Here is a 22,279-nt window from a genome sequence, read left to right on the forward strand (position 1 = left end):
TATAAGTAGCCAGTATTATTCCACAGCGTTTGAGGATCGCCTACCCCTGATTTGAGATTTCTCCCGCAGCATGTTGCAGCAGCCCCTCTAGCGCGGCCTTCACCGTTTGTCGGCGGACTTCGTCGCGGTTGCCGGGGAAGTGTCGGCACTCGGTAATCATCCTCTCGCCTACCCCCCAGGCCAGCCATACCGTGCCCACTGGCTTGTTCGGCGTACCACCGTCCGGCCCGGCCACGCCGCTGACCGCCACGGCAAACCGCGCCCGACTCTTGGCCTGGGCGCCCCGGACCATGGCCTCGACCACCTCGCGACTGACTGCCCCGACCTGATCGAACAGCGCGGCGGGTACTTCCAGTTGCTGGGTTTTCTGGCGATTGGAATAGGTGACGTAACCGGCCTCGAACCATGCCGAACTGCCCGAAATACGGGTGATCGCTTCGGCGATGCCACCGCCGGTACAGGACTCGGCCGTGGTGACGTGGGCATTGAGAACCTGCAAGCGCCTGCCGAGTTCAGCGGCAAGCTGGGTGATTTCGTTCACGGACCTCTCCTGATCAGGCTGGCGTGAGGCCTACCGTACACGAGCCGATAGCGCTTGCAAGGCTCAGGCTCGATCAAAATGTGAACGACTGCAGGCGTAGGTTTTACCCTGCCCGGCTCGCGCATCGAGCTACCAGGAGGGGGCCGGTCACCTCCTGACAAACCCTGAAAGCTGCCTAGCGATCCTGCGTGGAATCACGGGGCGGCACGTCGCACACACCCAGTTTCCTGGTCGCCCATCGCTCGTAGAGCCCTATGGCGACATCGGCACCCGCCATGGCAGTGAGGCAACCGAAGGCGCCGGCAGCCCAGATCGACAGACCGGCGGCATACAACAGCATGATCGCCGCTACTCCGCAGATCATGCAGGCGCCGGAACGCAGGGTCAGGCGCCGGACCAGCGACCAGCCACGGGCGCCCTCCTTGTCGGCGCGCCACATTTCGCCAGACACTCCGCCAATAAGGGCGAGGATCGTGACCAGCCAGATCGGCATGTCCAGCAACGCCTGCTCATATGTCATGTCGCGCCTCCTGAATAGAACCACCAACGAATTGGCTGAGTGCCGCCCTGCTTGCGCATCCATCCAGCAGCCTCATGCCTGGCCGTTGCCATTGAACCGTTTCGACTCGTTGTCGAGCAGCCGGGACCCAGAATATGCATGTATGCATATACAGTCAATGCACACATGCATTTATAAGCCGATAAAAAATGCTCTGACGCATAATTCAAGACCGCAGGCCCTGGCCGTTTTCTACCGACGAAAAAAAGCCCGCTCAGTGGCGGGCCTGATCTCGCGAGTCATGGTTATCGGGCGTACATGCCCCACCAGAAGACATGGCCGAGGATGATGATCTGTTCTTCCTGGATTTCCTGAAAGCTGTAGTCCTCGTCCGGATGTTCGTCGCGGTTGAAGCTGCGCAGACGAATCCCGCTGGGCAGGCGGTACAGCTGCTTCACCCGCAACTGGCCGTTATGGTTGATCGCATAAAGGTCGCCGTCGACGATATCACCAATCCCGGACTTGCCGGCATTGACCCCGACCGTCGCGCCGTCACGCAGCACCGGCAGCATGCTGTTGCCGCGAACGGTCACGCATTTGGCCTGATCGAACTGCACGCCGTTGTGGCGCAGGCTGCGCTTGCCGAAACGCAGGCTGGCCTTCTCGCTTTCCTCGATGACGAATCTTCCTGATCCAGCAGCCAATTCAACCTCGCGAAGAAAGGGGATCGATACCTCGTCATCGTCGACGGGGGTGTCGTCGTCCCACAGGCTTATGTCCTTGAGTTCCGAGTGCCGCTCCTCGCGCGCCGCGCCTTTGCCCGGCGCGACAGCCACGCGACCGCGCAATTGATCGGTGCTCACACGGAAGTACTCGGCGATTCGCGAGATGTGCTTATCCGAAGGATCGGCAATCTTGCCGCCGAGAATGCGCGAGAGAGTTGATTGCGGCACGCCGGTTCGACGGTGAAGCTCCGTGGGGGAGATTCCGTGGCGATCGAGCAGCTCTCTCAAGACGGTAGAAACGTTGCGTTTGTGCATAACTCACATAGTGAGGGTTCTTTGCACCGATGACAAATGCTGATTCGCATAAATCATGCATAGACCTGCGCCAGGGTGAGCTGAACCTTCATGCCTGCGAAGGGCGGACCGCCCGTGGTAACCTTGCGCCCATCGCGAAAAAGCCGGGCCAAAAGGTCCCGATTTGCCCCCCACTTTTGACTAATCGCCCTAAACCACTGATGAATAAAGCACTTTCAGACTTATCCAGCCACACGCCAATGATGCAACAATACTGGCGCCTGAAGAACCAGCACCCTGATCAGTTGATGTTCTACCGCATGGGTGACTTCTACGAGATCTTCTACGAAGACGCGAAGAAAGCCGCCAGGTTGCTGGACATCACCCTGACGGCGCGCGGGCAGTCGGCCGGGCAGGCCGTTCCGATGTGCGGGATTCCTTATCACGCAGCCGAAGGCTATCTGGCCAAGCTGGTGAAGCTCGGCGAGTCGGTGGTGATCTGTGAGCAAGTCGGCGATCCGGCGACCAGCAAAGGCCCGGTGGACCGCCAGGTAGTGCGCATCATTACGCCGGGAACAGTCAGCGATGAAGCGCTGCTCGACGAACGTCGGGATAACCTGATTGCCGCCGTGCTGGGTGACGAGCGCCTGTTTGGCCTGGCCGTGCTGGACATCACCAGCGGCAACTTCACGGTTGTGGAAATCAAAGGCTGGGAAAACCTGCTGGCGGAGCTGGAGCGGGTCAACCCGGTCGAGCTGATGATCCCGGATGACTGGCCAAAGGACCTGCCGGCCGAGAAACGCCGCGGTGTACGCCGTCGTGCGCCTTGGGACTTCGAACGGGATTCGGCACTCAAAAGCCTCTGCCAGCAGTTCTCGACCCAAGACTTGAAAGGTTTCGGCTGCGAGACTCTGACCCTGGCCATCGGCGCTGCCGGCTGCCTGCTCAGCTACGCCAAGGAAACCCAGCGCACGGCCCTGCCGCACTTGCGCAGCCTGCGCCATGAACGCCTGGATGACACCGTGGTACTGGATGGCGCCAGCCGGCGCAACCTGGAACTGGACACCAACCTTGCCGGAGGTCGCGACAACACCCTGCAATCGGTGGTGGATCGTTGCCAGACCGCCATGGGCAGCCGTCTATTGACTCGCTGGTTGAATCGCCCGCTGCGTGACTTGCAGATCCTGCAGGCCCGCCAGACCTCGATCACCTGCCTGCTGGATAGCTATCGCTTTGAAAAGCTGCAACCGCAGCTCAAGGAGATCGGCGATATCGAACGAATCCTCGCCCGGATCGGCCTGCGTAACGCCCGCCCACGGGACCTGGCACGTCTGCGCGATGCGCTGGCGGCCTTGCCGGAACTGCAAGTAGCCATGACCGAGCTCGAGGCCCCTCACCTCAACCAACTGGCCATGACCACCAGTACTTACCCTGAACTCGCGGCTCTGCTGGCAAAAGCCATCATCGACAACCCGCCAGCGGTGATCCGTGACGGCGGCGTACTGAAAACCGGTTACGACGCCGAACTGGATGAACTGCAATCGCTGAGCGAAAACGCCGGGCAATTCCTGATCGACCTCGAAGCCCGGGAAAAGGCCCGTACCGGACTGGCCAACCTGAAAGTCGGTTACAACCGGATTCACGGCTATTTCATCGAATTGCCAAGCAAGCAGGCCGAGCAAGCGCCGGCTGACTACATTCGTCGCCAGACCCTCAAGGGCGCCGAGCGTTTTATCACCCCGGAGCTCAAAGCCTTCGAAGATAAAGCCTTGTCCGCCAAGAGCCGCGCCCTGGCTCGCGAGAAGATGCTCTACGAAGCACTCCTCGAAGACCTGATTGCCCAATTGCCGCCGTTGCAGGACACCGCCGCCGCACTGGCCGAGCTGGACGTACTGAGCAACCTGGCCGAGCGCGCACTCAACCTGGACCTGAACTGCCCGCGCTTCGTCAGCGAACCGTGCATGCGCATCACCCAGGGCCGTCACCCGGTGGTCGAGCAAGTGCTGACCACGCCATTCGTGGCCAACGACCTGAACCTGGATGACAACACCCGGATGCTGGTGATCACCGGTCCTAACATGGGTGGTAAATCCACTTACATGCGACAGACCGCATTGATCGTGTTGCTGGCGCACATCGGCAGCTTCGTGCCGGCCGCCAGCTGCGAGTTGTCACTGGTGGACCGGATCTTCACCCGGATCGGCTCCAGTGATGACCTGGCCGGTGGACGTTCGACTTTCATGGTCGAAATGAGCGAAACCGCGAACATCCTCCACAATGCCACCGAATGCAGCCTGGTACTGATGGACGAAGTCGGCCGCGGCACCAGCACCTTCGATGGTCTGTCCCTGGCTTGGGCTGCGGCCGAACGCCTCGCCCATTTGCGCGCCTATACCTTGTTTGCCACCCACTATTTCGAATTGACGGTGCTGCCGGAAAACGAGCCACTGGTGGCCAACGTTCACCTCAATGCCACCGAGCACAACGAACGGATCGTCTTCCTGCACCACGTTCTGCCTGGCCCTGCCAGCCAGAGCTACGGCCTGGCAGTTGCACAGCTGGCCGGTGTGCCCACGGAGGTGATCCTGCGGGCTCGGGAGCATCTGAGCCGCCTGGAAACCACCAGTCTGCCGCATGAGGTGTCAAGTCCCACAAAGAGCAAGGCGTCCGTCCCACAGCAAAGCGACATGTTCGCCAGCCTGCCGCATCCGGTACTGGAAGAGCTCGCCAAACTCAACCTGGATGACCTGACTCCGCGCAAGGCGCTGGAAATGCTCTATACATTGAAGACACGGATCTAACGCATACCGGTACAAGCTGTTAGAATCTCGCGCGGTTTGGGATGCTGCAGGCTATTAGCCTGGTCTGCAGACTATCGCTCCCGAACCTGGCGACCCCGTCCTGTAGGGGCTCCGCTGCCGCCGCCTGAGGAGAAAATTAGAAATGACCTTCGTCGTCACCGACAACTGCATCAAGTGCAAGTACACCGACTGCGTAGAAGTCTGTCCGGTGGACTGCTTTTACGAAGGCCCGAACTTCCTGGTGATTCACCCGGATGAGTGCATCGACTGCGCGCTTTGCGAGCCTGAATGCCCTGCTGTGGCCATCTTCTCCGAAGATGAAGTTCCGGAAGAGATGCAAGAATTCATTCAGTTGAATGTTGAGCTGGCCGAAATCTGGCCCAACATCACCGAGAAGAAAGAATCGCTGCCGGATGCAGAAGAGTGGGATGGCGTGAAGGGCAAGATCAAAGACCTCGAACGCTGATATATGCCACGTGCTGGAAAAGGCCCCTTGTGGGCCTTTTTGCTTTGTAGGAGCTGCCGCAGGCTGCGATCTTTTGATCCGGCATTTGCGGCGCCCCTGAAAAGATCGCAGCCTATCGGCAGCTCCTACGCCGACCGGATACACCTGCAATGTGGTGGGTGTACACCCCCCCCTGTAGGAGCTGCCGCAGGCTGCGATCTTTTGATCCGGCATTTGCGGCGCCCCTGAAAAGATCGCAGCCTGGCGGCAGCTCCTACGCCGACCGGATACACCTGCAATGTGGCGGGTGTACACCCCCCCCTGTAGGAGCTGCCGCAGGCTGCGATCTTTTGATCCGGCATTTGTGGCGCCCCCGAAAAGATCGCAGCCTGGCGGCAGCTCCTACGCCGACCGGATACACCTGCAATGTGGTGGGTGCGCACAATCCCCCTACGACAGGCGAAAAAAAGGGGCGGTTTGACCCGCCCACATTTTTCCTTAGTCCCTGTGCTCCTTTTCATCGTCCTGATGAATCGCTTCCTGCGATGTCCTTTAACCATCGTCCTTGATGGCGGTGTCCTTCCGTTGACACAGTACTGATAGTAGAAGGTTCCCCATCAAGAGCAATCACCTCGAGGAGGCTCAATAAAGGCTGAGCGCCATCCACGACACTTTAAAAAACGCTTTTAAATCAGACCAATAAGAAAAACCACTGCTATCAAAGGACTCCTGCGCTCAGGCAAGTAAACCGAACACTTACGAAAGAGTAGGCAAAGACCTACACAGAATGAAGGCTAAACCGGAAGAACGAAAGGCTAGCGCCCTGCCATTCAGTGATGTTGAGCGTAATAAAAAGCCCCGAACCAGTCGGGGCTTTTTATTGTCGAGTAACGCGTTCCAGTTACTGGAACAGCGACTCACTCGACAGGCCGTTCTTCTCCAGAATTTCCCGAAGGCGTTTAAGGCCTTCAACCTGAATCTGCCTCACCCGCTCGCGGGTCAGACCAATCTCCAGGCCTACGTCTTCCAGTGTGCTGCTCTCGTGACCGCGCAACCCGAAGCGGCGTATCACTACCTCACGCTGCTTGTCAGTCAGTTCCGAGAGCCACTGATCAATGCTTTGTGACAGATCATCGTCCTGCAGCAACTCGCAAGGGTCGGTTGGACGATCATCAGTCAAGGTATCGAGCAGGGTTTTATCCGAATCCGGGCCCAGCGAAACGTCAACCGAAGAAACCCGTTCATTGAGGCCCAGCATGCGCTTGACCTCTCCTACCGGTTTTTCCAGCAGGCTGGCGATTTCTTCAGGGGAAGGTTCATGATCGAGCTTTTGTGTCAGCTCACGTGCTGCCCGCAGGTAGACGTTGAGCTCTTTGACCACATGAATCGGCAACCGAATGGTTCGGGTCTGATTCATGATCGCGCGCTCGATGGTTTGACGAATCCACCAGGTTGCGTAGGTCGAAAAGCGGAAGCCGCGTTCCGGATCGAATTTCTCCACTGCACGGATCAAGCCGAGGTTGCCCTCTTCGATCAGGTCGAGCAGTGACAGCCCACGATTGACGTAGCGTCGAGCGATTTTCACCACCAGCCGCAGATTGCTCTCAATCATGCGTTTGCGCCCAGCCGGATCACCACTTTGCGACAAGCGTGCAAAATGAACTTCTTCTTCCGGGGAGAGCAATGGGGAAAAACCGATTTCATTGAGATACAACTGGGTCGCATCGAGCGCCCGGGTGTAATCGATGTACTTGTGCTGCTTAAGTGAAGCGGAGTGTTTGGATTTAGCGCGAACCGAGGGTGCAACAGATCCCTCATTCGACATCATATCCGTAGCGACGCCGGCCTCCATCAGGAGAACCTCATCGTCGATGTCAAACTCCGGCACTTCTTTACTGAGAGCCATTGTTATAGTCCTTTGGTGAGTTCGACCTCAAGCTCAAGCGGCGCCTTTATCCTTGGCAACGCTGAAGCCTGTTCCTCCTACGCAAGGGAACAGGCTGGTAACCGATCAACGACGTGGCAAGAATTGCAGCGGATCTACAGGTTTACCCTGACGGCGAATTTCAAAGTGCAGTTTCACCCGGTCTGTACCAGTTGACCCCATTTCGGCAATAGCCTGTCCGACTTTGACCTGCTGCCCCTCCCGAACCAGGAGCCTACGGTTGTGGCCGTAAGCACTTACGTAAGTATCGCTGTGTTTGATAATGACTAATTCGCCGTAGCCCCGCAAGCCACTCCCGGCGTATACAACCGTGCCATCAGACGCAGCTAAAACAGGCTGTCCCAAATCTCCGGCGATATCAATGCCTTTATTCAAACTTCCGTTTGAAGAGAATTTACCAATCAAAATACCGTTGGAAGGCCAGCCCCAGCCAGCGGGCGCAGGTCCGGGAGGCGCGAGTGGAGGCGCTGCCGGCTTGCTCGCGATGCTGGTTGTAGTGACCACTGCAGTGCCGGCAGCAGCACCGACCGGCCGGCGAAATACCGTGGTTTTACTGGAAGAGGATGGTGTTGAATCGGCCTTGGTGACCACCGCTGTCGGCGTTGAACCTGAACGGCCGTCGAAGCGAATCGTCTGACCCGGATGAATGGTGTAAGGCACCGGAATGTTGTTGCGTGCCGCCAGGGCTTTGTAGTCCCAGCCATAACGAAAGGCGATCGAGAACAACGTATCGCCGCGGCGAACCACATACTGGCCAGTGGTCACGGCTGGCCGCTGGGCCGCCGCATTATTGCGGTCGACCACTCCTGCGCTACCTGAAGGTTTGCTGGAGCACGCAACCAGCATGGTACTCAAGACAAGGCCAATCACCAGTCGCTGAAAGCTTGTTATATCCATACGCTGCGCAATGACTGTGAGACTCACCCGCCGCTCCCTATGTGGTGGCTGATAATAAAGTTTGCCTGTTCAGGCCTGGAGTGTCGCCAGTATAACCATCCGCTCCGGGTTTACCGCTGACAAAGCGTAATCCGGAGCAGCATACGGCCGCTGACTGGCGTTCAATCGCGTTTATCCGAACAGTCCCGCTGTAAGACAAACGCGACCAAACAGAATTCATCGCTATTCAACAAATACTCAGGCCAATGGCCCGTTGAGCAGAGGCACGAAGCGCACGGCGCCCAGTACATGCCGAGAGAAGCCCTGTTCTTCACGGACGATCAACATCAATTGTTGCACTTCTCCTGCGCCGACCGGGATCACCAGGCGCCCTCCCGGGGCCAGTTGATCGAGCAAGGCTTGAGGAACATCGGTGGCGACGGCGGTGACGATGATGCCGTTGTAGGGTGCCAGCGCCGGCCAACCTTCCCAGCCATCGCCCCAACGGAACACCACATTGCGCAGCTTCAACTCCACCAGGCGTTCCTTGGCGCGATCCTGCAGCACCTTGATCCGCTCGACTGAAAATACCCGCTCAACCAACTGTGCCAGCACCGCCGTCTGATAACCCGATCCGGTACCAATCTCCAGCACCTTGTCCAGGGGACCAGCCTCCAGTAGCAGCTCGCTCATGCGAGCCACCATATAGGGTTGGGAAATCGTCTGGTTATGGCCGATGGGCAACGCGGTGTCTTCATAGGCGCGGTGTGCCAGCGCCTCATCGACGAACATATGACGCGGGGTACGGCGAATCACCTCCAGCACCTGGGCATTGGTCAGACCTTCCTCGTACAGCCGCTGAATCAAGCGCTCGCGGGTTCGTTGAGAAGTCATACCGATACCTCGGCGCATCAGGTCATCTGGTTCACGCCGCATCAGTTCAGCCCCTCCAACCAGCCATCGAGACTACTGAAGGCATCGTTGAAGGTGCGATCGAGCTGCAACGGGGTGATCGAAACATAACCTTGCATCACCGCATGAAAGTCAGTGCCCGGACCGCCGTCTTCGGCATCGCCTGCCGCTGCAATCCAGTAGCCGGCCTTGCCCCGCGGGTCGACCATTTTCATCGGTGCCGCAGCACGGGCACGATGGCCCAGGCGGGTGAGCTGGATGCCACGAATGTGATCGAGAGGCAGGTTGGGGATGTTCACATTCAGCACCGTACGCGGCGGCAACTCCAGCTGGGCATGTGCGCCCACCAGTTTGCGCGCGAAGTACGCGGCGGTCGACAGGTTCTCGACCTGCCGTGACACCAACGAAAAGGCGAATGATGGCAGCTCCAGGAAACGCCCTTCCAGTGCGGCGGCGACGGTACCGGAATACAGCACGTCGTCGCCCAGGTTGGCGCCCAGGTTGATCCCGGAAACCACCATGTCGGGTTGTTGCTCCAACAGGCCATTGAGGCCCAGGTGCACGCAATCGGTCGGCGTCCCGTTGATGCTGATAAAACCGTTGGCCAGGGTTTGCGGATGCAACGGACGGTTGAGCGTCAGCGAACTGCTGGCGCCACTTTTGTCCTGCTCCGGGGCGATAACCACGCACTCGGTGTAATCCGCCAGCGCAGCATAAAGCGCGGCGAGACCGGGTGCTGTTACCCCATCGTCGTTAGAAATCAGAATACGCATGGGCTGTCCGTCTGCCCCACAGGCACCAGATCGACAAGTTCGCGCACCAATACAGTGGCGAAGCATCCGGCCGGCAGGACGAATTGCAGTTGCAGAATGTCAGGCTCGGGATAATGCCACGTCAACCCGCCAATGGGCAGCCGCAGGATGCGTCGCTCATGGCTCATGCCGGCATTGACCAACCAATCGCGCAGATCGGCTTCGCGAGCGGCGATTTCCTGCTCCAGTACATGGACAGCACCGGCCGCCGGCGAGTCACCTTCGCCCCACTGAGGGCCGGTCGGGTGCAGGTCGAGGATCGCCAGGCGTGGATCGCTGCATTCGGCTTCACCCGCCGCAAAGAAACTGCGGCTGTCGGTGAAGGCCAGCAGATCGCCGACCTGGGCACGCTGCCAGGTGCCATCGGCGACGCGCGCCGCCAACACCTGGTTGAACAGAAAACTGCGGGCGGTGGAGAGCAACCGGGAACGCACATTGCGCTGTTCCGGCAGAGCCTTGCGCGCTGCCCAGTCGCGAGCATCGACCAGATTACCGCCGTCATGACCGAAACGCTGGGCGCCGAAATAATTGGGGATACCTTGTTTGGCGATCAATTGCAGACGTTCTTCAATCGCCGCCTTGTCGCCGGCAAACCGGGTCAGGCGCAAGGTGAAACCGTTGGCCGAGTGGGCACCGCGTTGCAGCTTGCGCTTGTGCCGGCCGGTCTTGAGGATTTTCAGCGTGTCGTTTTCCGCCGCCGACAGATCAGGGTCGGCCTTGCCCGGCAGTTGCACGCTGAACCACTGGCGAGTCAGCGCCTGACGATCCTTGAGGCCCGCGTAACTGACGGTACGCAATGGTACGCCCGCAGCCTTGGCGATCCGCCGCGCTGCTTCTTCGGTATTCAGACCGCGCTTTTCCACCCAGATCCACAGGTGTTCGCCTTCGCCACTCAGCGGGATATCAAGGACTTCGTCGACTTGAAAATCTTCCGCCGTGGCTTTCAGTACCGCGGTGCCGAGGGCTTGACCATAGGCCCGCGGGCCGAGCAATTGCAGTTCGTTCATGCGCGCAGCAACAAGGCAACGGAATGCACGGCAATGCCTTCTTCGCGACCGACAAAGCCGAGCTTTTCGGTGGTGGTAGCTTTCACGTTCACTTGATCCAACTCAACTTGAAGATCCGCGGCAATCAGCGCGCGCATCGATTCGATATGCGGGGCCATTTTTGGCGCCTGGGCAACGATAGTGTTATCGACATTGCCGACTTTCCAGCCCTTGGCGTGGATCAGTGCGACGACGTGGCGCAGCAGCGCGCGGCTGTCAGCGCCCTTGAACTGCGGGTCGGTGTCCGGAAAGTGCTTGCCGATATCACCCAGCGCAGCCGCGCCCAGCAACGCATCGCTGAGGGCATGCAGCAAGACGTCACCGTCGGAGTGGGCGAGCAGCCCGAAGCTATGGGCAATTCGCACACCGCCCAGAGTAATGAAATCGCCTTCAGCGAAACGGTGCACATCATAGCCGTGGCCAATACGCATAAAAAAACGCCCCGATTTTATTCAGGGCGTGATTCTACCTGCATTAGGCGCCTAGAGCGCGCGCGTGATGCTGCAAGTGGTCGTCAATGAAGCTGGCGATGAAGAAATAACTATGGTCGTAGCCCGGTTGCAGTCGCAACGTCAGCGAATGACCAGCCAGTTTGGCGGCCTGCTGCAAGGCTTCAGGCTTGAGCTGGGTGGCGAGGAAATCATCGCGATCCCCCTGATCCACCAGCAGCGGCAACTTCTCGTCAGCCTCGGCGATCAATGCACAGGCATCCCACTCGCGCCACTTCGACCGGTCTTCCCCCAAGAAGCGCGAGAAGGCTTTCTGCCCCCAAGGGCAATCCATCGGATTGTTGATCGGCGAGAACGCCGACACCGACTGATAACGCCCCGGATTGCGCAAGGCGCAGACCAGCGCACCGTGGCCGCCCATGGAATGACCGCTGATGCCGCGCTTGTCCGACGCCGGGAAATGCGCTTCGACCAATGCCGGCAATTCCTGCACGACATAGTCATGCATCCGATAATGCCGGGACCAGGGTTCCTGGGTGGCATTCAGATAGAACCCGGCGCCGAGACCGAAGTCCCAGGCACCATCCGGATCACCCGGCACATCAGGGCCGCGAGGGCTGGTGTCCGGCGCAACAATGATCAGCCCCAGCTCGGCGGCCATGCGCATGGCGCCGGCCTTCTGCATGAAGTTTTCGTCGGTGCAGGTCAGGCCGGACAACCAGTACAACACCGGCAGCTTACCGCCCTGCTCCGCCTGCGGCGGCAGGTACACGGCAAACACCATGTCACAGCCGAGCACGTCGGAGCGGTGCCTGTAGCGTTTGTGCCAGCCGCCGAAGCTTTTCTGGCAGGAGATATTTTCCAGGCTCATGACCGACCTCAGAAATGGATGACGCTACGGATGCTTTTGCCTTCATGCATCAGGTCGAATGCCTTGTTGATATCTTCCAGACCCATGGTGTGGGTGATGAAGGTATCCAGCGGGATTTCGCCGGTCTGGGCCATCTCGACATAGCTTGGCAACTCGGTACGCCCACGCACACCACCGAACGCCGAACCGCGCCAGACGCGACCGGTGACCAACTGGAACGGGCGGGTGGAGATTTCCTGACCGGCACCGGCAACACCAATAATGACCGACTCGCCCCACCCCTTGTGGCAGCACTCAAGTGCAGCGCGCATCAATTGGACATTGCCGATGCACTCGAATGAAAAATCGACGCCGCCATCGGTCATGTCGACGATCACTTCCTGAATCGGACGATCGAAGTCTTTCGGGTTCACACAGTCGGTAGCACCCAGTTGTTTGGCGATCTCGAACTTGGCCGGGTTGATGTCGATGGCGATGATCCGACCAGCCTTGGCTTTGACCGCGCCAATCACGGCCGACAAACCGATGCCGCCCAGGCCGAAGATGGCGACGGTGTCACCCGGTTTGACCTTGGCGGTGTTGATCACCGCACCGATGCCGGTGGTGACACCGCAGCCCAACAGGCAGACTTTTTCCAGCGGCGCTTCTTTAGGAATTTTGGCGACGGAAATTTCCGGCAGCACGGTGTACTCGGAAAAAGTCGAGGTGCCCATGTAATGGAAAATCGTTTCACCTTTGTAGGAAAAACGCGAAGTGCCGTCCGGCATCAGGCCTTTACCTTGGGTCGCCCGAATCGCCTGACAGAGGTTGGTTTTGCCCGACAGACAGAATTTGCACTTGCCGCATTCCGGGGTGTATAGCGGGATCACGTGATCGCCGACAGCAACCGAAGTCACGCCCTCGCCGATCGCTTCGACCACCGCGCCACCTTCGTGACCGAGGATCGACGGGAAGATGCCTTCCGGGTCCGCGCCCGAAAGGGTGTAAGCATCGGTATGACAAACACCGGAAGCGACCACGCGCAGCAGGACTTCACCGGCCTTGGGCATGGCGACATCGACTTCAACGATTTCGAGGGGTTTCTTGGCCTCGAAGGCAACGGCGGCGCGCGACTTGATCATGCTGACTCTCCAGTGAATAAAAACGAGACAAGGAGTGTAATACAGCGGCTTAGGATGAATAATCAGGACAAAAGCAAAACATTATTGCCATACAGGGATAATCCTTGATGTCCGAAAACCGCTGGGAAGGTATCGACGAATTCGTCGCAGTCGCCGAGTGCAACCAGTTCACGGCTGCCGCGGAACGCCTTGGGGTTTCTTCCTCTCACATCAGTCGACAAATTGTACGCCTGGAAGAGCGCCTGCAAACTCGACTGCTTTACCGCAGTACTCGCCGGGTAACACTGACAGAAGCCGGGCAAACCTTTTTGCAACACTGCCAGCGCTTGCAGGATGGCCGTGAAGAAGCGCTGCGGGCAGTCGGCGACTTGACCAGCGAACCCAAAGGCATGCTGCGCATGACCTGCGCCGTGGCTTACGGCGAACGTTTTATCGTGCCGTTGGTGACCCGCTTCATGGGGCTCTATCCGCAATTGCGAGTCGACATCGAACTGAGCAACCGCACACTGGACCTGGTGCACGAAGGCCTGGACCTGGCGATCCGCCTCGGCCGCTTGCAGGATTCAAGACTGGTCGCAACACGCCTGGCGCCACGGCGAATGTACCTGTGCGCATCGCCGTCCTACCTGGAACGTTATGGCCGCCCGCACAGCCTGTCGGAACTGAGCCGCCACAACTGCCTGATCGGCAGCTCGGACCTGTGGCAACTGGAACAGAACGGACGGGAATTTTCCCAACGGGTACAGGGAAACTGGCGCTGCAACAGCGGCCAGGCGGTTTTGGATGCGGCGCTGCAAGGGGTTGGGCTGTGCCAGTTGCCGGACTATTACGTGCTGGAGCATTTGAACAATGGGGCACTGATTTCTTTGCTCGAGGCCCATCAGCCACCTAACACCGCGGTGTGGGCGCTGTATCCGCAGCAACGACATCTGTCACCGAAGGTTCGCAAGCTGGTGGATTATCTGAAAGATGGGTTGGCCAAGAGGCCGGAGTATCGGGTTTGACGGGTTGAAGATCAAAGGATCGCAGCCTGCGGCAGCTCCTACGCCGAACGCATTCCTCCGTAGGAGCTGCCGCAGGCTGCGATCTTTTAGCGGCGGTTGGCCCAACGCAGGCGCAGCCACTCCAGGTCTTCAGGCCGGGTGACCTTGATGTTATCCGCGCGACCTTCGATCAGGCGCGGCGCCAGGCCGGCCCATTCCATGGCCGAAGCCTCATCGGTGATGGTCACATCCGCCACCAGACTGTCGGCCAGGGCCCGATGCAATGCGCCCAGGCGAAACATCTGCGGTGTATAGGCTTGCCAGATCAGGCTGCGATCAACGGTTTCCAGCACTCGGCCGTGTTTGTCGACGCGTTTTAAAGTGTCGCGGGCGGGAACCGCCAACAACCCGCCGACGGGGTCGTCCGCCAGTTCGATCAACAACTTGTCCAGATCGTCACGTGCCAGATTCGGCCGCGCGGCATCGTGGACCAACACCCAATCCTCATCGGCAGCGCCCTGAGCGTGCAGATGCAGCAACGCATTGAGCACTGACCCCGAGCGTTCCGGGCCACCTTCTACCCGCTGAATGCGCGGATCAATGGCACAGGCCAGGGTTGGCCAATAGGGATCATCGACAGCAAGACTGACCACCAGGCCTTTGAGGGCCGGATGATCGAGGAAACAGCCGAGGCTGTGTTCGAGAATAGTGCGCCCGCCCAGTTGCAGATATTGCTTTGGACGGTCCGCGGCCATTCGGGCACCGACGCCCGCGGCAGGAACAACGGCCCAGAAGGCCGGTAACGGATGGATCATTGGGCCAACTGGTAGAGGGTTTCGCCCTCTTTGACCATGCCTAACTCATGGCGAGCACGCTCTTCAACGGTCTCCATGCCTTTTTTCAGTTCCGCGACCTCAGCGTCGAGTACGCGGTTGCGTTCCAGCAACGCTTCGTTTTCAGCGTGTTGATCGGCAATTTGCTGAGTCAGGTCAGCCACCTGCGCCAGACTGCCATTTCCCACCCACAGGCGGTACTGCAGACCAGCCAGCAGCAAGAGCAAGACGAGAAACAACCAATTGGGACTGCGCATCGAATATCGGGTTTCCAGTGAAAAAAGACAGCCATGCCAACCACTTTGAAACGACTGATAGCACGAAGCCTGGAAGAACCAGGCTCGGGCTTTCAGGCATCAGATTAGTAGCAAAAAACTCGCTGTAGCGATTTTCCCGACACAATCCGGTGTCTTTTTACCATCTACTACTTAACCGCGGAACTCGCCGCGGCCGTTGTACTTGGCTTTGCCATTCAACTGCTCTTCGATACGCAGCAGTTGGTTGTACTTGGAAACGCGGTCGGAACGGCACAGCGAACCGGTCTTGATCTGGCCTGCCGCAGTACCCACGGCCAGGTCGGCAATGGTCGAATCTTCGGTTTCGCCGGAGCGGTGCGAGATCACAGCGGTGTAACCAGCGGCCTTGGCCATCTGGATGGCTTCCAGGGTTTCGGTCAGGGTGCCGATCTGGTTGAACTTGATCAGGATCGAGTTGGCGATCTTTTTATCGATGCCTTCTTTCAGGATCTTGGTGTTGGTGACGAACAGGTCGTCGCCTACCAACTGGACTTTCTCGCCGATCTTGTCGGTGAGGATTTTCCAGCCAGCCCAGTCGGACTCGTCCAGACCGTCTTCGATCGAGATGATCGGGTAACGCTCGGTCAGGCCTTTGAGGTAGTCGGCGAAACCTTCAGCGGTGAACACCTGGCCTTCGCCGGACAGGTTGTATTTACCGTCTTCGTAGAATTCGCTGGCAGCGCAGTCCAGAGCCAGGGTCACGTCGGTGCCCAGCTTGTAACCGGCGTTGGCCACGGCTTCGGAGATCACTTTCAACGCGTCTTCGTTGGACGCCAGGTTTGGCGCGAAACCACCTTCATCACCGACGGCAGTGCTCAAGCCACGGGCCTTCAGCACGGCTTTGAGGTGATGGAAAATCTCGGTGCCCATGCGCAGACCTTCCGAGAACGTCTTGGCGCCAACCGGCTGAACCATGAATTCCTGGATGTCGACGTTGTTATCGGCATGCTCGCCACCGTTGATGATGTTCATCATCGGCACCGGCATCGAGTAAACACCCGGAGTACCGTTGAGGTTGGCGATGTGTGCGTACAGCGGCAGGTCCTGATCGTGGGCTGCTGCCTTGGCCGCAGCCAGGGAAACGGCGAGGATCGCGTTGGCGCCCAGGGTTGCCTTGTTTTCGGTACCGTCCAGCGCAATCATCGCGCGGTCCAGTGCCTGCTGATCAACCGGGTCTTTACCCAGCAACAGGTCGCGGATCGGACCGTTGATGTTGGCTACAGCCTTGAGTACACCCTTGCCCAGATAACGGCTCTTGTCGCCATCACGCAGCTCGAGTGCTTCACGCGAGCCAGTGGAAGCACCGGATGGCGCGCAGGCGCTGCCGATGATGCCGTTATCGAGAAGCACGTCTGCTTCGACGGTGGGATTGCCACGGGAGTCGAGAACTTCACGACCTTTGATGTCGACGATTTTTGCCATTGTTGTAAACACTCCAAAGTTGACGAAAACGACGCAGCTGAAGGAAAACCTTTTATCGTCGGCAAGTGTTGGGCAGCACGCAGACTTGCGGACGATAAGGCTCAGACCCGGGGGCCTGAGCAATTATCGTGGGGTACTTTACCGGAGAAATCAGCGTTACGCGGTTTCTACCGTCGGAAAACTCTTCACCAGTTCATCCAGAGCCTTGAGCTGGGCCAGGAATGGCTCCAGCTTGTCCAGACGCAAGGCACAAGGGCCGTCGCACTTGGCGTTGTCCGGATCCGGATGCGCTTCGAGGAACAGCCCGGCCAGCGATTGGCTCATGCCGGCCTTGGCCAGGTCAGTAACCTGGGCGCGACGACCGCCGGCGGAATCGGAGCGACCACCGGGCATTTGCAGCGCGTGGGTCACGTCGAAGAATACCGGGTATTCGAACTGCTTCATGATGCCGAAACCGAGCATGTCCACAACCAGGTTGTTGTAGCCGAAGCTCGAACCGCGCTCGCAGAGGATCAACTGATCGTTACCCGCTTCCACGAACTTGCTCAGAATGTGTTTCATTTCATGAGGAGCGAGGAACTGGGCTTTCTTGATGTTGATCACCGCGCCGCTCTTGGCCATGGCCACGACCAGATCGGTCTGACGCGACAGGAAAGCCGGCAACTGGATGATGTCGCAGACCTCGGCGACCACGCCAGCCTGTTCAGGCTCATGGACGTCGGTGATGATCGGCACGCTGAACGCCTGCTTGATGTCCTGGAAAATTCGCATGCCCTCTTCCAGGCCTGGGCCACGGTAAGAAGTCACGGACGAACGGTTGGCCTTGTCGAAGCTGGCCTTGAACACGTAAGGGATACCGAGTTTCTCGGTAACCTTCACGTACTCTTCACAGACCTGCATGGCCATGTCGCGGCTTTCCAGCACATTCATGCCACCGAACAGCACCATAGGCTTATCGTTGGCGATTTCGATGTCGCCTACGCGGATGATTTTCTGTGCCATTGGATCAAGCCTTCTTCTGATGTTGGGTCAAAGCAGCCTTGACGAAGCCACTGAATAACGGGTGACCGTCGCGCGGAGTCGAGGTGAACTCAGGGTGGAACTGGCAAGCGACGAACCATGGATGATCCGGTGCTTCGACCACTTCGACCAGGGCGCCATCACCGGAGCGACCGGAGATTTTCAGACCGGCTTCGATCAGGGTCGGCAGCAGTTTGTTGTTCACTTCGTAACGATGACGATGACGCTCGACGATGACGTCCTTGGCATAGCAATCGTGGACCAGGGAGCCGGCTTCGAGCAGGCAATCCTGCGCCCCCAGACGCATGGTGCCGCCCAGGTCGGAGGTTTCGGTACGGGTTTCGACCGCGCCGGTGGCGTCTTCCCATTCGGTAATCAGACCGACCACCGGATGACCGCTGTTGCGATCGAACTCGGTGGAGTTGGCGTCCTTCCAGCCCAGCACATTACGCGCGAACTCGATCACGGCCACTTGCATGCCCAGGCAGATGCCCAGGTAAGGAATCTTGTTTTCGCGAGCGAACTGGACGGCGGTAATCTTGCCTTCCACGCCACGCAGACCGAAGCCGCCCGGAACCAGGATCGCATCGACGCCTTCGAGCAGCGCGGTGCCCTGGTTCTCGATGTCTTCAGAATCGATATAACGCAGGTTGACCTTGGTGCGGTTGCTGATACCGGCATGACTCATCGCTTCGATCAGTGATTTGTAGGCGTCCAGCAGCTCCATGTACTTGCCGACCATGGCGATGGTGACTTCGTGCTCCGGGTTGAGCTTGGCATCGACCACGGCTTCCCACTCGGACAGATCGGCGCCATTGCACTCCAGGCCGAAACGCTCGACAACGAAGTCGTCCAGACCCTGGGAGTGCAGAATGCCCGGGATCTTGTAGATGGTGTCGGCGTCTTCCAGCGCGATAACCGCACGCTCTTCAACGTTGGTGAACTGCGCGATCTTGCGACGCGAAGAGATATCGATCGGGTGGTCGGAACGGCACACCAGCACGTCTGGCTGCAGGCCGATGGAACGCAGTTCCTTGACCGAGTGCTGAGTCGGCTTGGTTTTGGTTTCGCCAGCGGTGGCGATGTACGGCACCAACGTCAGGTGCATCAGCATTGCGCGCTTGGCGCCTACTTCGAAACGCAATTGACGAATCGCTTCGAGGAACGGCTGCGACTCGATGTCACCCACGGTGCCACCGATCTCGACCATGGCCACGTCGGCATCGCCGGCGCCCTTGATGATCCGGCGCTTGATCTCGTCGGTGATGTGCGGAATCACCTGGATGGTTGCGCCCAGATAATCACCACGGCGCTCCTTGCGCAGGACGTGTTCATAGACACGACCGGTGGTGAAGTTGTTGTTCTGGGTCATGGTCGTGCGGATAAACCGCTCGTAGTGACCCAGGTCCAGGTCGGTTTCGGCGCCGTCGTGGGTGACGAACACTTCACCGTGCTGGAACGGACTCATGGTGCCCGGATCGACGTTGATGTAGGGGTCCAGCTTGAGCATGGTGACCTTAAGTCCCCGCGCCTCCAGGATGGCCGCCAATGAAGCCGAGGCAATGCCTTTCCCCAATGAAGAAACAACACCGCCCGTGACGAAGATGTAGCGCGTCATGAAAAACCCTAGAAGTCTGCGTTAAAGCGGTCAGAGCCGCCGGGGAAAGCGAAGGAAGGCCGAAGCCCCCGATCACCTGCATTAATTACAGTGCATCTTTCGAAAAACTGCTGCGTTGGAACAGATCGGCACAGAAAACCGATACGGTACGCGCTACACATTTTTTGAGAATCGCCCAGCAAAGACTGCTTGGTAATCGGCAACTGCTGCAATTCTGGTGAATCCACAGAAGTTGTATCAAGAAGGGAGCGTAGTCTACCGGAAAGCCCCTTTCAGCTCAAACCTTGATCGCTCGTCGGTAACTGCCAATGCAATCGCCAGCATTCATTGGCACTTGCATCCAGCCCCGGGAGGTTTGCCACGGCCAGTAATTGCTCGCCGCGGTACAGCAGCGGCAATCTGCCACGGGCGAACAACGGCAGGCCGCTTTCGTTGAGCAAGCGCTTCAGGTCCCGATGACCACGCCCCGGCAACTGCATGACTTCGCCGCCCTGGCGATAGCGTACCTGCAAGGGACCTTCGGGGATTCGGCCACTGAGGCGCAACTGGCCGTTACCGGGCAATTGCAGCGGGGTTATCGGGTCTGCCCAGACCGGCACCGGCTCTAGCGCTTGCAGCCAATCACCGGACAGCCACCAGACTCGCCCGCCGGCCCGATGCAGCTCGCCGTCGGCCAAACGCCAGAGCGGTCGCGCATCGGCGGTTGCGTCACGCAAGGTCTGCCAACCGCTCCAGTGGTCGCTGTCGGGCAAGCGGCTCAGCGCCGCCAGCCAATGACTTAGCGCATTGCGCTGGCGCGCCAGCGAGAGTTTTTCCAGGGGCGCCAATGCCAGTGAAGGCAATCCCAGCCAAGCGAATTCGCCGGGCGTCGCGGCCTCGCGCAGATCCATTTCAGCCAGCTCGTCAAGCAAGCCCTGCGCCTCGCCCAGGTGCGCCGCACTGCGGGCGATGGTCACCACCGCCTGTGGCCAGCGCTCGGTCAGCACCGGGAACAGCTGATGGCGCAGATAATTACGGGAATACTGCCGATCGTCATTGGAGGGATCCTCGATCCAGCTCAACTGCTGTTCGACGGCATAGGCCTGCAACTCGGCTCGCGACACATCGAGCAATGGCCGTAGCAGATGCCCTGCGCCCAGCGGGCGCTGCTGCGGCATGGCCGACAACCCTCTCACCCCGGCCCCACGCAGCAGGCGAAACAGCAGCGTTTCAGCCTGATCATCAAGGTGCTGAGCGGTCAGCAGCACTTCATTGGGCCGGGTCTTCGCGATGAAGGCGCCATATCGCGCATCCCGGGCGGCACGCTCAAGGCTGGCGCCGGGCCGGACGTGGACGCGAACCACCTGCAGCGGCACGCCCAAGGCATCACAGACCGACTGACAATGCTCCGGCCACGCATCGGCCACAGCTTGAAGGCCATGATGGACATGGATGGCAGAGAGTGTCGGCAGGTGTTCGGTTTTCGCGAGTTGCGCGAGCAGGTGCAGCAGAACGGTGGAGTCGAGGCCGCCGGAGAAGGCGATGCGCCAGGTCGAGGCGTTGCGCCAGGGGGCCAGATTCAGAAGAAGCCTGGCTGGCAGATCATTGTTCATGCTCGAGTGGACAGCCATTTGAATCACCTTTGCCGGCGAGATCGCCAAGATCGCAGCTTGCGGCAGCTCCTACGCCGATTATCGGGTATATCCGAATCAGCGCAGGAGCTGCCGCAGGCTGCGATCTTTTCGAGGCAAACGCTGGACAAAAGGTCAGCCGCGAATCACAGACCGTAGCTCATCAGACGCTCGTAACGACGGGCCAGCAGCGCTTCGTTGTCGAATTTCTTCAGCATCGCCAGCTGCGAGCTGAGCTCGGCACGGATCGATGCAGCCGCAGCGGCCGGATTACGGTGCGCGCCGCCCAGTGGCTCACTGATGACCTTGTCGACAATGCCCAGGCCTTTCAAGCGGTCGGCAGTGATGCCCATGGCTTCGGCGGCATCCGGGGCCTTTTCGGCGGTTTTCCACAGAATCGAGGCGCAGCCTTCAGGCGAGATCACCGCGTAAGTCGAGTACTGCAGCATGTTCAGCTGATCGCAGACACCGATCGCCAATGCACCACCGGAACCACCCTCACCGATCACGGTGGCGATGATTGGGGTTTTCAGACGAGCCATGACCCGCAGGTTCCAGGCAATCGCTTCGCTCTGGTTGCGCTCTTCGGCGTCGATACCCGGATAAGCGCCCGGCGTGTCGATGAAGGTCAGGATCGGCATCTTGAAACGCTCGGCCATTTCCATCAGGCGGCAAGCCTTGCGATAGCCTTCCGGACGCGGCATGCCGAAGTTGCGGCGAACTTTCTCGCGCACTTCGCGGCCTTTCTGGTGACCGATGATCATCACCGGCTGGTCGTCCAGGCGAGCAACGCCACCGACAATGGCGGCGTCGTCGGAAAAGTGCCGATCGCCGTGCAGTTCATCGAACTCGGTGAAGATGTGCTCGATGTAATCCAGGGTGTACGGGCGACGCGGGTGACGCGCCAGGCGCGCGATCTGCCAGCTGGTCAGCTTGCCGAAGATGTCCTCGGTGAGCGTGCTGCTCTTGTCTTGCAGACGAGAGATCTCATCGCCGATATTCAGCGAATTGTCATTACCGACCAAGCGCAACTCTTCGATCTTGGCTTGCAGGTCGGCGATCGGCTGTTCGAAATCAAGAAAATTCGGGTTCATAGGCGTCCGTCTTGGGTCGACGTCCAAGGGAGCTTGGGCCGGCCGGTTGTCTATTCGCGCCCTACC

The 22,279-nt window shown here is 59.2% G+C and carries 21 protein-coding genes; 3 read left to right on the forward strand and 18 right to left on the reverse strand.

Annotated elements, in window-relative coordinates; genetic code table 11:
- Window positions 1-40 precede the first annotated feature (40 nt).
- The 3 genes from AC3IUA_RS24975 to AC3IUA_RS24985 form a co-directional block, all read right to left on the reverse strand.
- A complete protein-coding gene (locus AC3IUA_RS24975) occupies window positions 41-541 on the reverse strand; it encodes a CinA family protein (protein ID WP_489357520.1) in 501 nt (166 codons plus the stop codon).
- Between the two features lie 175 nt (window positions 542-716).
- Entirely contained in the window at window positions 717-1,061 is a 345-nt protein-coding gene (locus AC3IUA_RS24980; RefSeq protein ID WP_489357521.1) for a phage holin family protein, read from the reverse strand.
- A gap of 284 nt (window positions 1,062-1,345) precedes the next feature.
- Window positions 1,346-2,080, reverse strand: coding sequence for a LexA family transcriptional regulator (locus AC3IUA_RS24985; RefSeq protein ID WP_489357522.1), 735 nt, complete (start codon window positions 2,078-2,080; stop codon window positions 1,346-1,348).
- Between the two features lie 200 nt (window positions 2,081-2,280).
- On the opposite strand from AC3IUA_RS24985, the gene mutS reads away from it, so the two are divergent.
- Together mutS and fdxA are read left to right on the forward strand one after the other, a co-directional pair.
- Complete coding sequence (mutS, locus tag AC3IUA_RS24990) at window positions 2,281-4,860, forward strand: DNA mismatch repair protein MutS (protein ID WP_489357523.1); 2,580 nt, start codon at window positions 2,281-2,283, stop codon at window positions 4,858-4,860.
- 142 nt (window positions 4,861-5,002) lie between these two features.
- The gene (gene fdxA, locus AC3IUA_RS24995) at window positions 5,003-5,326 is read left to right on the forward strand and encodes a ferredoxin FdxA (protein ID WP_007908827.1); all 324 of its coding nucleotides are present in this window, start codon (window positions 5,003-5,005) and stop codon (window positions 5,324-5,326) included.
- Window positions 5,327-6,206: 880 nt separating this feature from the next.
- Here the strand turns inward: fdxA and rpoS are convergent.
- The 8 genes from rpoS to AC3IUA_RS25035 form a co-directional block, all read right to left on the reverse strand.
- On the reverse strand, window positions 6,207-7,211 hold the full coding sequence (gene rpoS / locus AC3IUA_RS25000) for an RNA polymerase sigma factor RpoS (RefSeq protein ID WP_489357524.1): 1,005 nt from the start codon (window positions 7,209-7,211) through the stop codon (window positions 6,207-6,209).
- 105 nt (window positions 7,212-7,316) lie between these two features.
- Window positions 7,317-8,174, reverse strand: a complete 858-nt coding sequence (locus AC3IUA_RS25005; protein WP_489357525.1) for a peptidoglycan DD-metalloendopeptidase family protein — start codon at window positions 8,172-8,174, stop codon at window positions 7,317-7,319.
- Window positions 8,175-8,384: 210 nt separating this feature from the next.
- Complete coding sequence (locus AC3IUA_RS25010) at window positions 8,385-9,020, reverse strand: protein-L-isoaspartate(D-aspartate) O-methyltransferase (RefSeq protein WP_489357526.1); 636 nt, start codon at window positions 9,018-9,020, stop codon at window positions 8,385-8,387.
- A 41-nt stretch (window positions 9,021-9,061) separates the two neighbouring features.
- The gene (gene surE, locus AC3IUA_RS25015) at window positions 9,062-9,811 is read right to left on the reverse strand and encodes a 5'/3'-nucleotidase SurE (protein WP_489357527.1); all 750 of its coding nucleotides are present in this window, start codon (window positions 9,809-9,811) and stop codon (window positions 9,062-9,064) included.
- The gene (gene truD / locus AC3IUA_RS25020) at window positions 9,799-10,857 is read right to left on the reverse strand and encodes a tRNA pseudouridine(13) synthase TruD (RefSeq protein WP_489357528.1); all 1,059 of its coding nucleotides are present in this window, start codon (window positions 10,855-10,857) and stop codon (window positions 9,799-9,801) included. Before truD ends, surE begins: the two co-directional genes overlap by 13 nt.
- On the reverse strand, window positions 10,854-11,327 hold the full coding sequence (ispF, locus tag AC3IUA_RS25025) for a 2-C-methyl-D-erythritol 2,4-cyclodiphosphate synthase (RefSeq protein ID WP_034149878.1): 474 nt from the start codon (window positions 11,325-11,327) through the stop codon (window positions 10,854-10,856). Before ispF ends, truD begins: the two co-directional genes overlap by 4 nt.
- A gap of 43 nt (window positions 11,328-11,370) precedes the next feature.
- The gene (gene fghA / locus AC3IUA_RS25030) at window positions 11,371-12,216 is read right to left on the reverse strand and encodes an S-formylglutathione hydrolase (protein ID WP_489357529.1); all 846 of its coding nucleotides are present in this window, start codon (window positions 12,214-12,216) and stop codon (window positions 11,371-11,373) included.
- Between the two features lie 8 nt (window positions 12,217-12,224).
- Window positions 12,225-13,337, reverse strand: coding sequence for an S-(hydroxymethyl)glutathione dehydrogenase/class III alcohol dehydrogenase (locus AC3IUA_RS25035; RefSeq protein WP_007907184.1), 1,113 nt, complete (start codon window positions 13,335-13,337; stop codon window positions 12,225-12,227).
- A gap of 107 nt (window positions 13,338-13,444) precedes the next feature.
- On the opposite strand from AC3IUA_RS25035, the gene AC3IUA_RS25040 reads away from it, so the two are divergent.
- Entirely contained in the window at window positions 13,445-14,341 is an 897-nt protein-coding gene (locus AC3IUA_RS25040) for a LysR substrate-binding domain-containing protein (protein WP_489357530.1), read from the forward strand.
- Window positions 14,342-14,427: 86 nt separating this feature from the next.
- Here the strand turns inward: AC3IUA_RS25040 and ispD are convergent, their stop codons facing one another.
- The 7 genes from ispD to AC3IUA_RS25075 form a co-directional block, all read right to left on the reverse strand.
- Complete coding sequence (gene ispD / locus AC3IUA_RS25045; protein WP_489357531.1) at window positions 14,428-15,135, reverse strand: 2-C-methyl-D-erythritol 4-phosphate cytidylyltransferase; 708 nt, start codon at window positions 15,133-15,135, stop codon at window positions 14,428-14,430.
- Window positions 15,132-15,410, reverse strand: coding sequence for a cell division protein FtsB (gene ftsB, locus AC3IUA_RS25050; protein ID WP_489357532.1), 279 nt, complete (start codon window positions 15,408-15,410; stop codon window positions 15,132-15,134). Before ftsB ends, ispD begins: the two co-directional genes overlap by 4 nt.
- 171 nt (window positions 15,411-15,581) lie before the next feature.
- On the reverse strand, window positions 15,582-16,871 hold the full coding sequence (eno, locus tag AC3IUA_RS25055; protein WP_489357533.1) for a phosphopyruvate hydratase: 1,290 nt from the start codon (window positions 16,869-16,871) through the stop codon (window positions 15,582-15,584).
- Between the two features lie 156 nt (window positions 16,872-17,027).
- Window positions 17,028-17,873, reverse strand: a complete 846-nt coding sequence (gene kdsA, locus AC3IUA_RS25060) for a 3-deoxy-8-phosphooctulonate synthase (RefSeq protein ID WP_489357534.1) — start codon at window positions 17,871-17,873, stop codon at window positions 17,028-17,030.
- A gap of 4 nt (window positions 17,874-17,877) precedes the next feature.
- On the reverse strand, window positions 17,878-19,509 hold the full coding sequence (pyrG, locus tag AC3IUA_RS25065; protein ID WP_489357535.1) for a CTP synthase: 1,632 nt from the start codon (window positions 19,507-19,509) through the stop codon (window positions 17,878-17,880).
- 272 nt (window positions 19,510-19,781) lie between these two features.
- Entirely contained in the window at window positions 19,782-21,119 is a 1,338-nt protein-coding gene (gene tilS, locus AC3IUA_RS25070; RefSeq protein WP_489357536.1) for a tRNA lysidine(34) synthetase TilS, read from the reverse strand.
- Between the two features lie 146 nt (window positions 21,120-21,265).
- Window positions 21,266-22,213, reverse strand: coding sequence for an acetyl-CoA carboxylase carboxyltransferase subunit alpha (locus AC3IUA_RS25075; protein ID WP_489357537.1), 948 nt, complete (start codon window positions 22,211-22,213; stop codon window positions 21,266-21,268).
- Window positions 22,214-22,279: the final 66 nt, after the last annotated feature.

The sequence above is a fragment of the Pseudomonas sp. KH_050 genome (genome assembly GCF_057838875.1).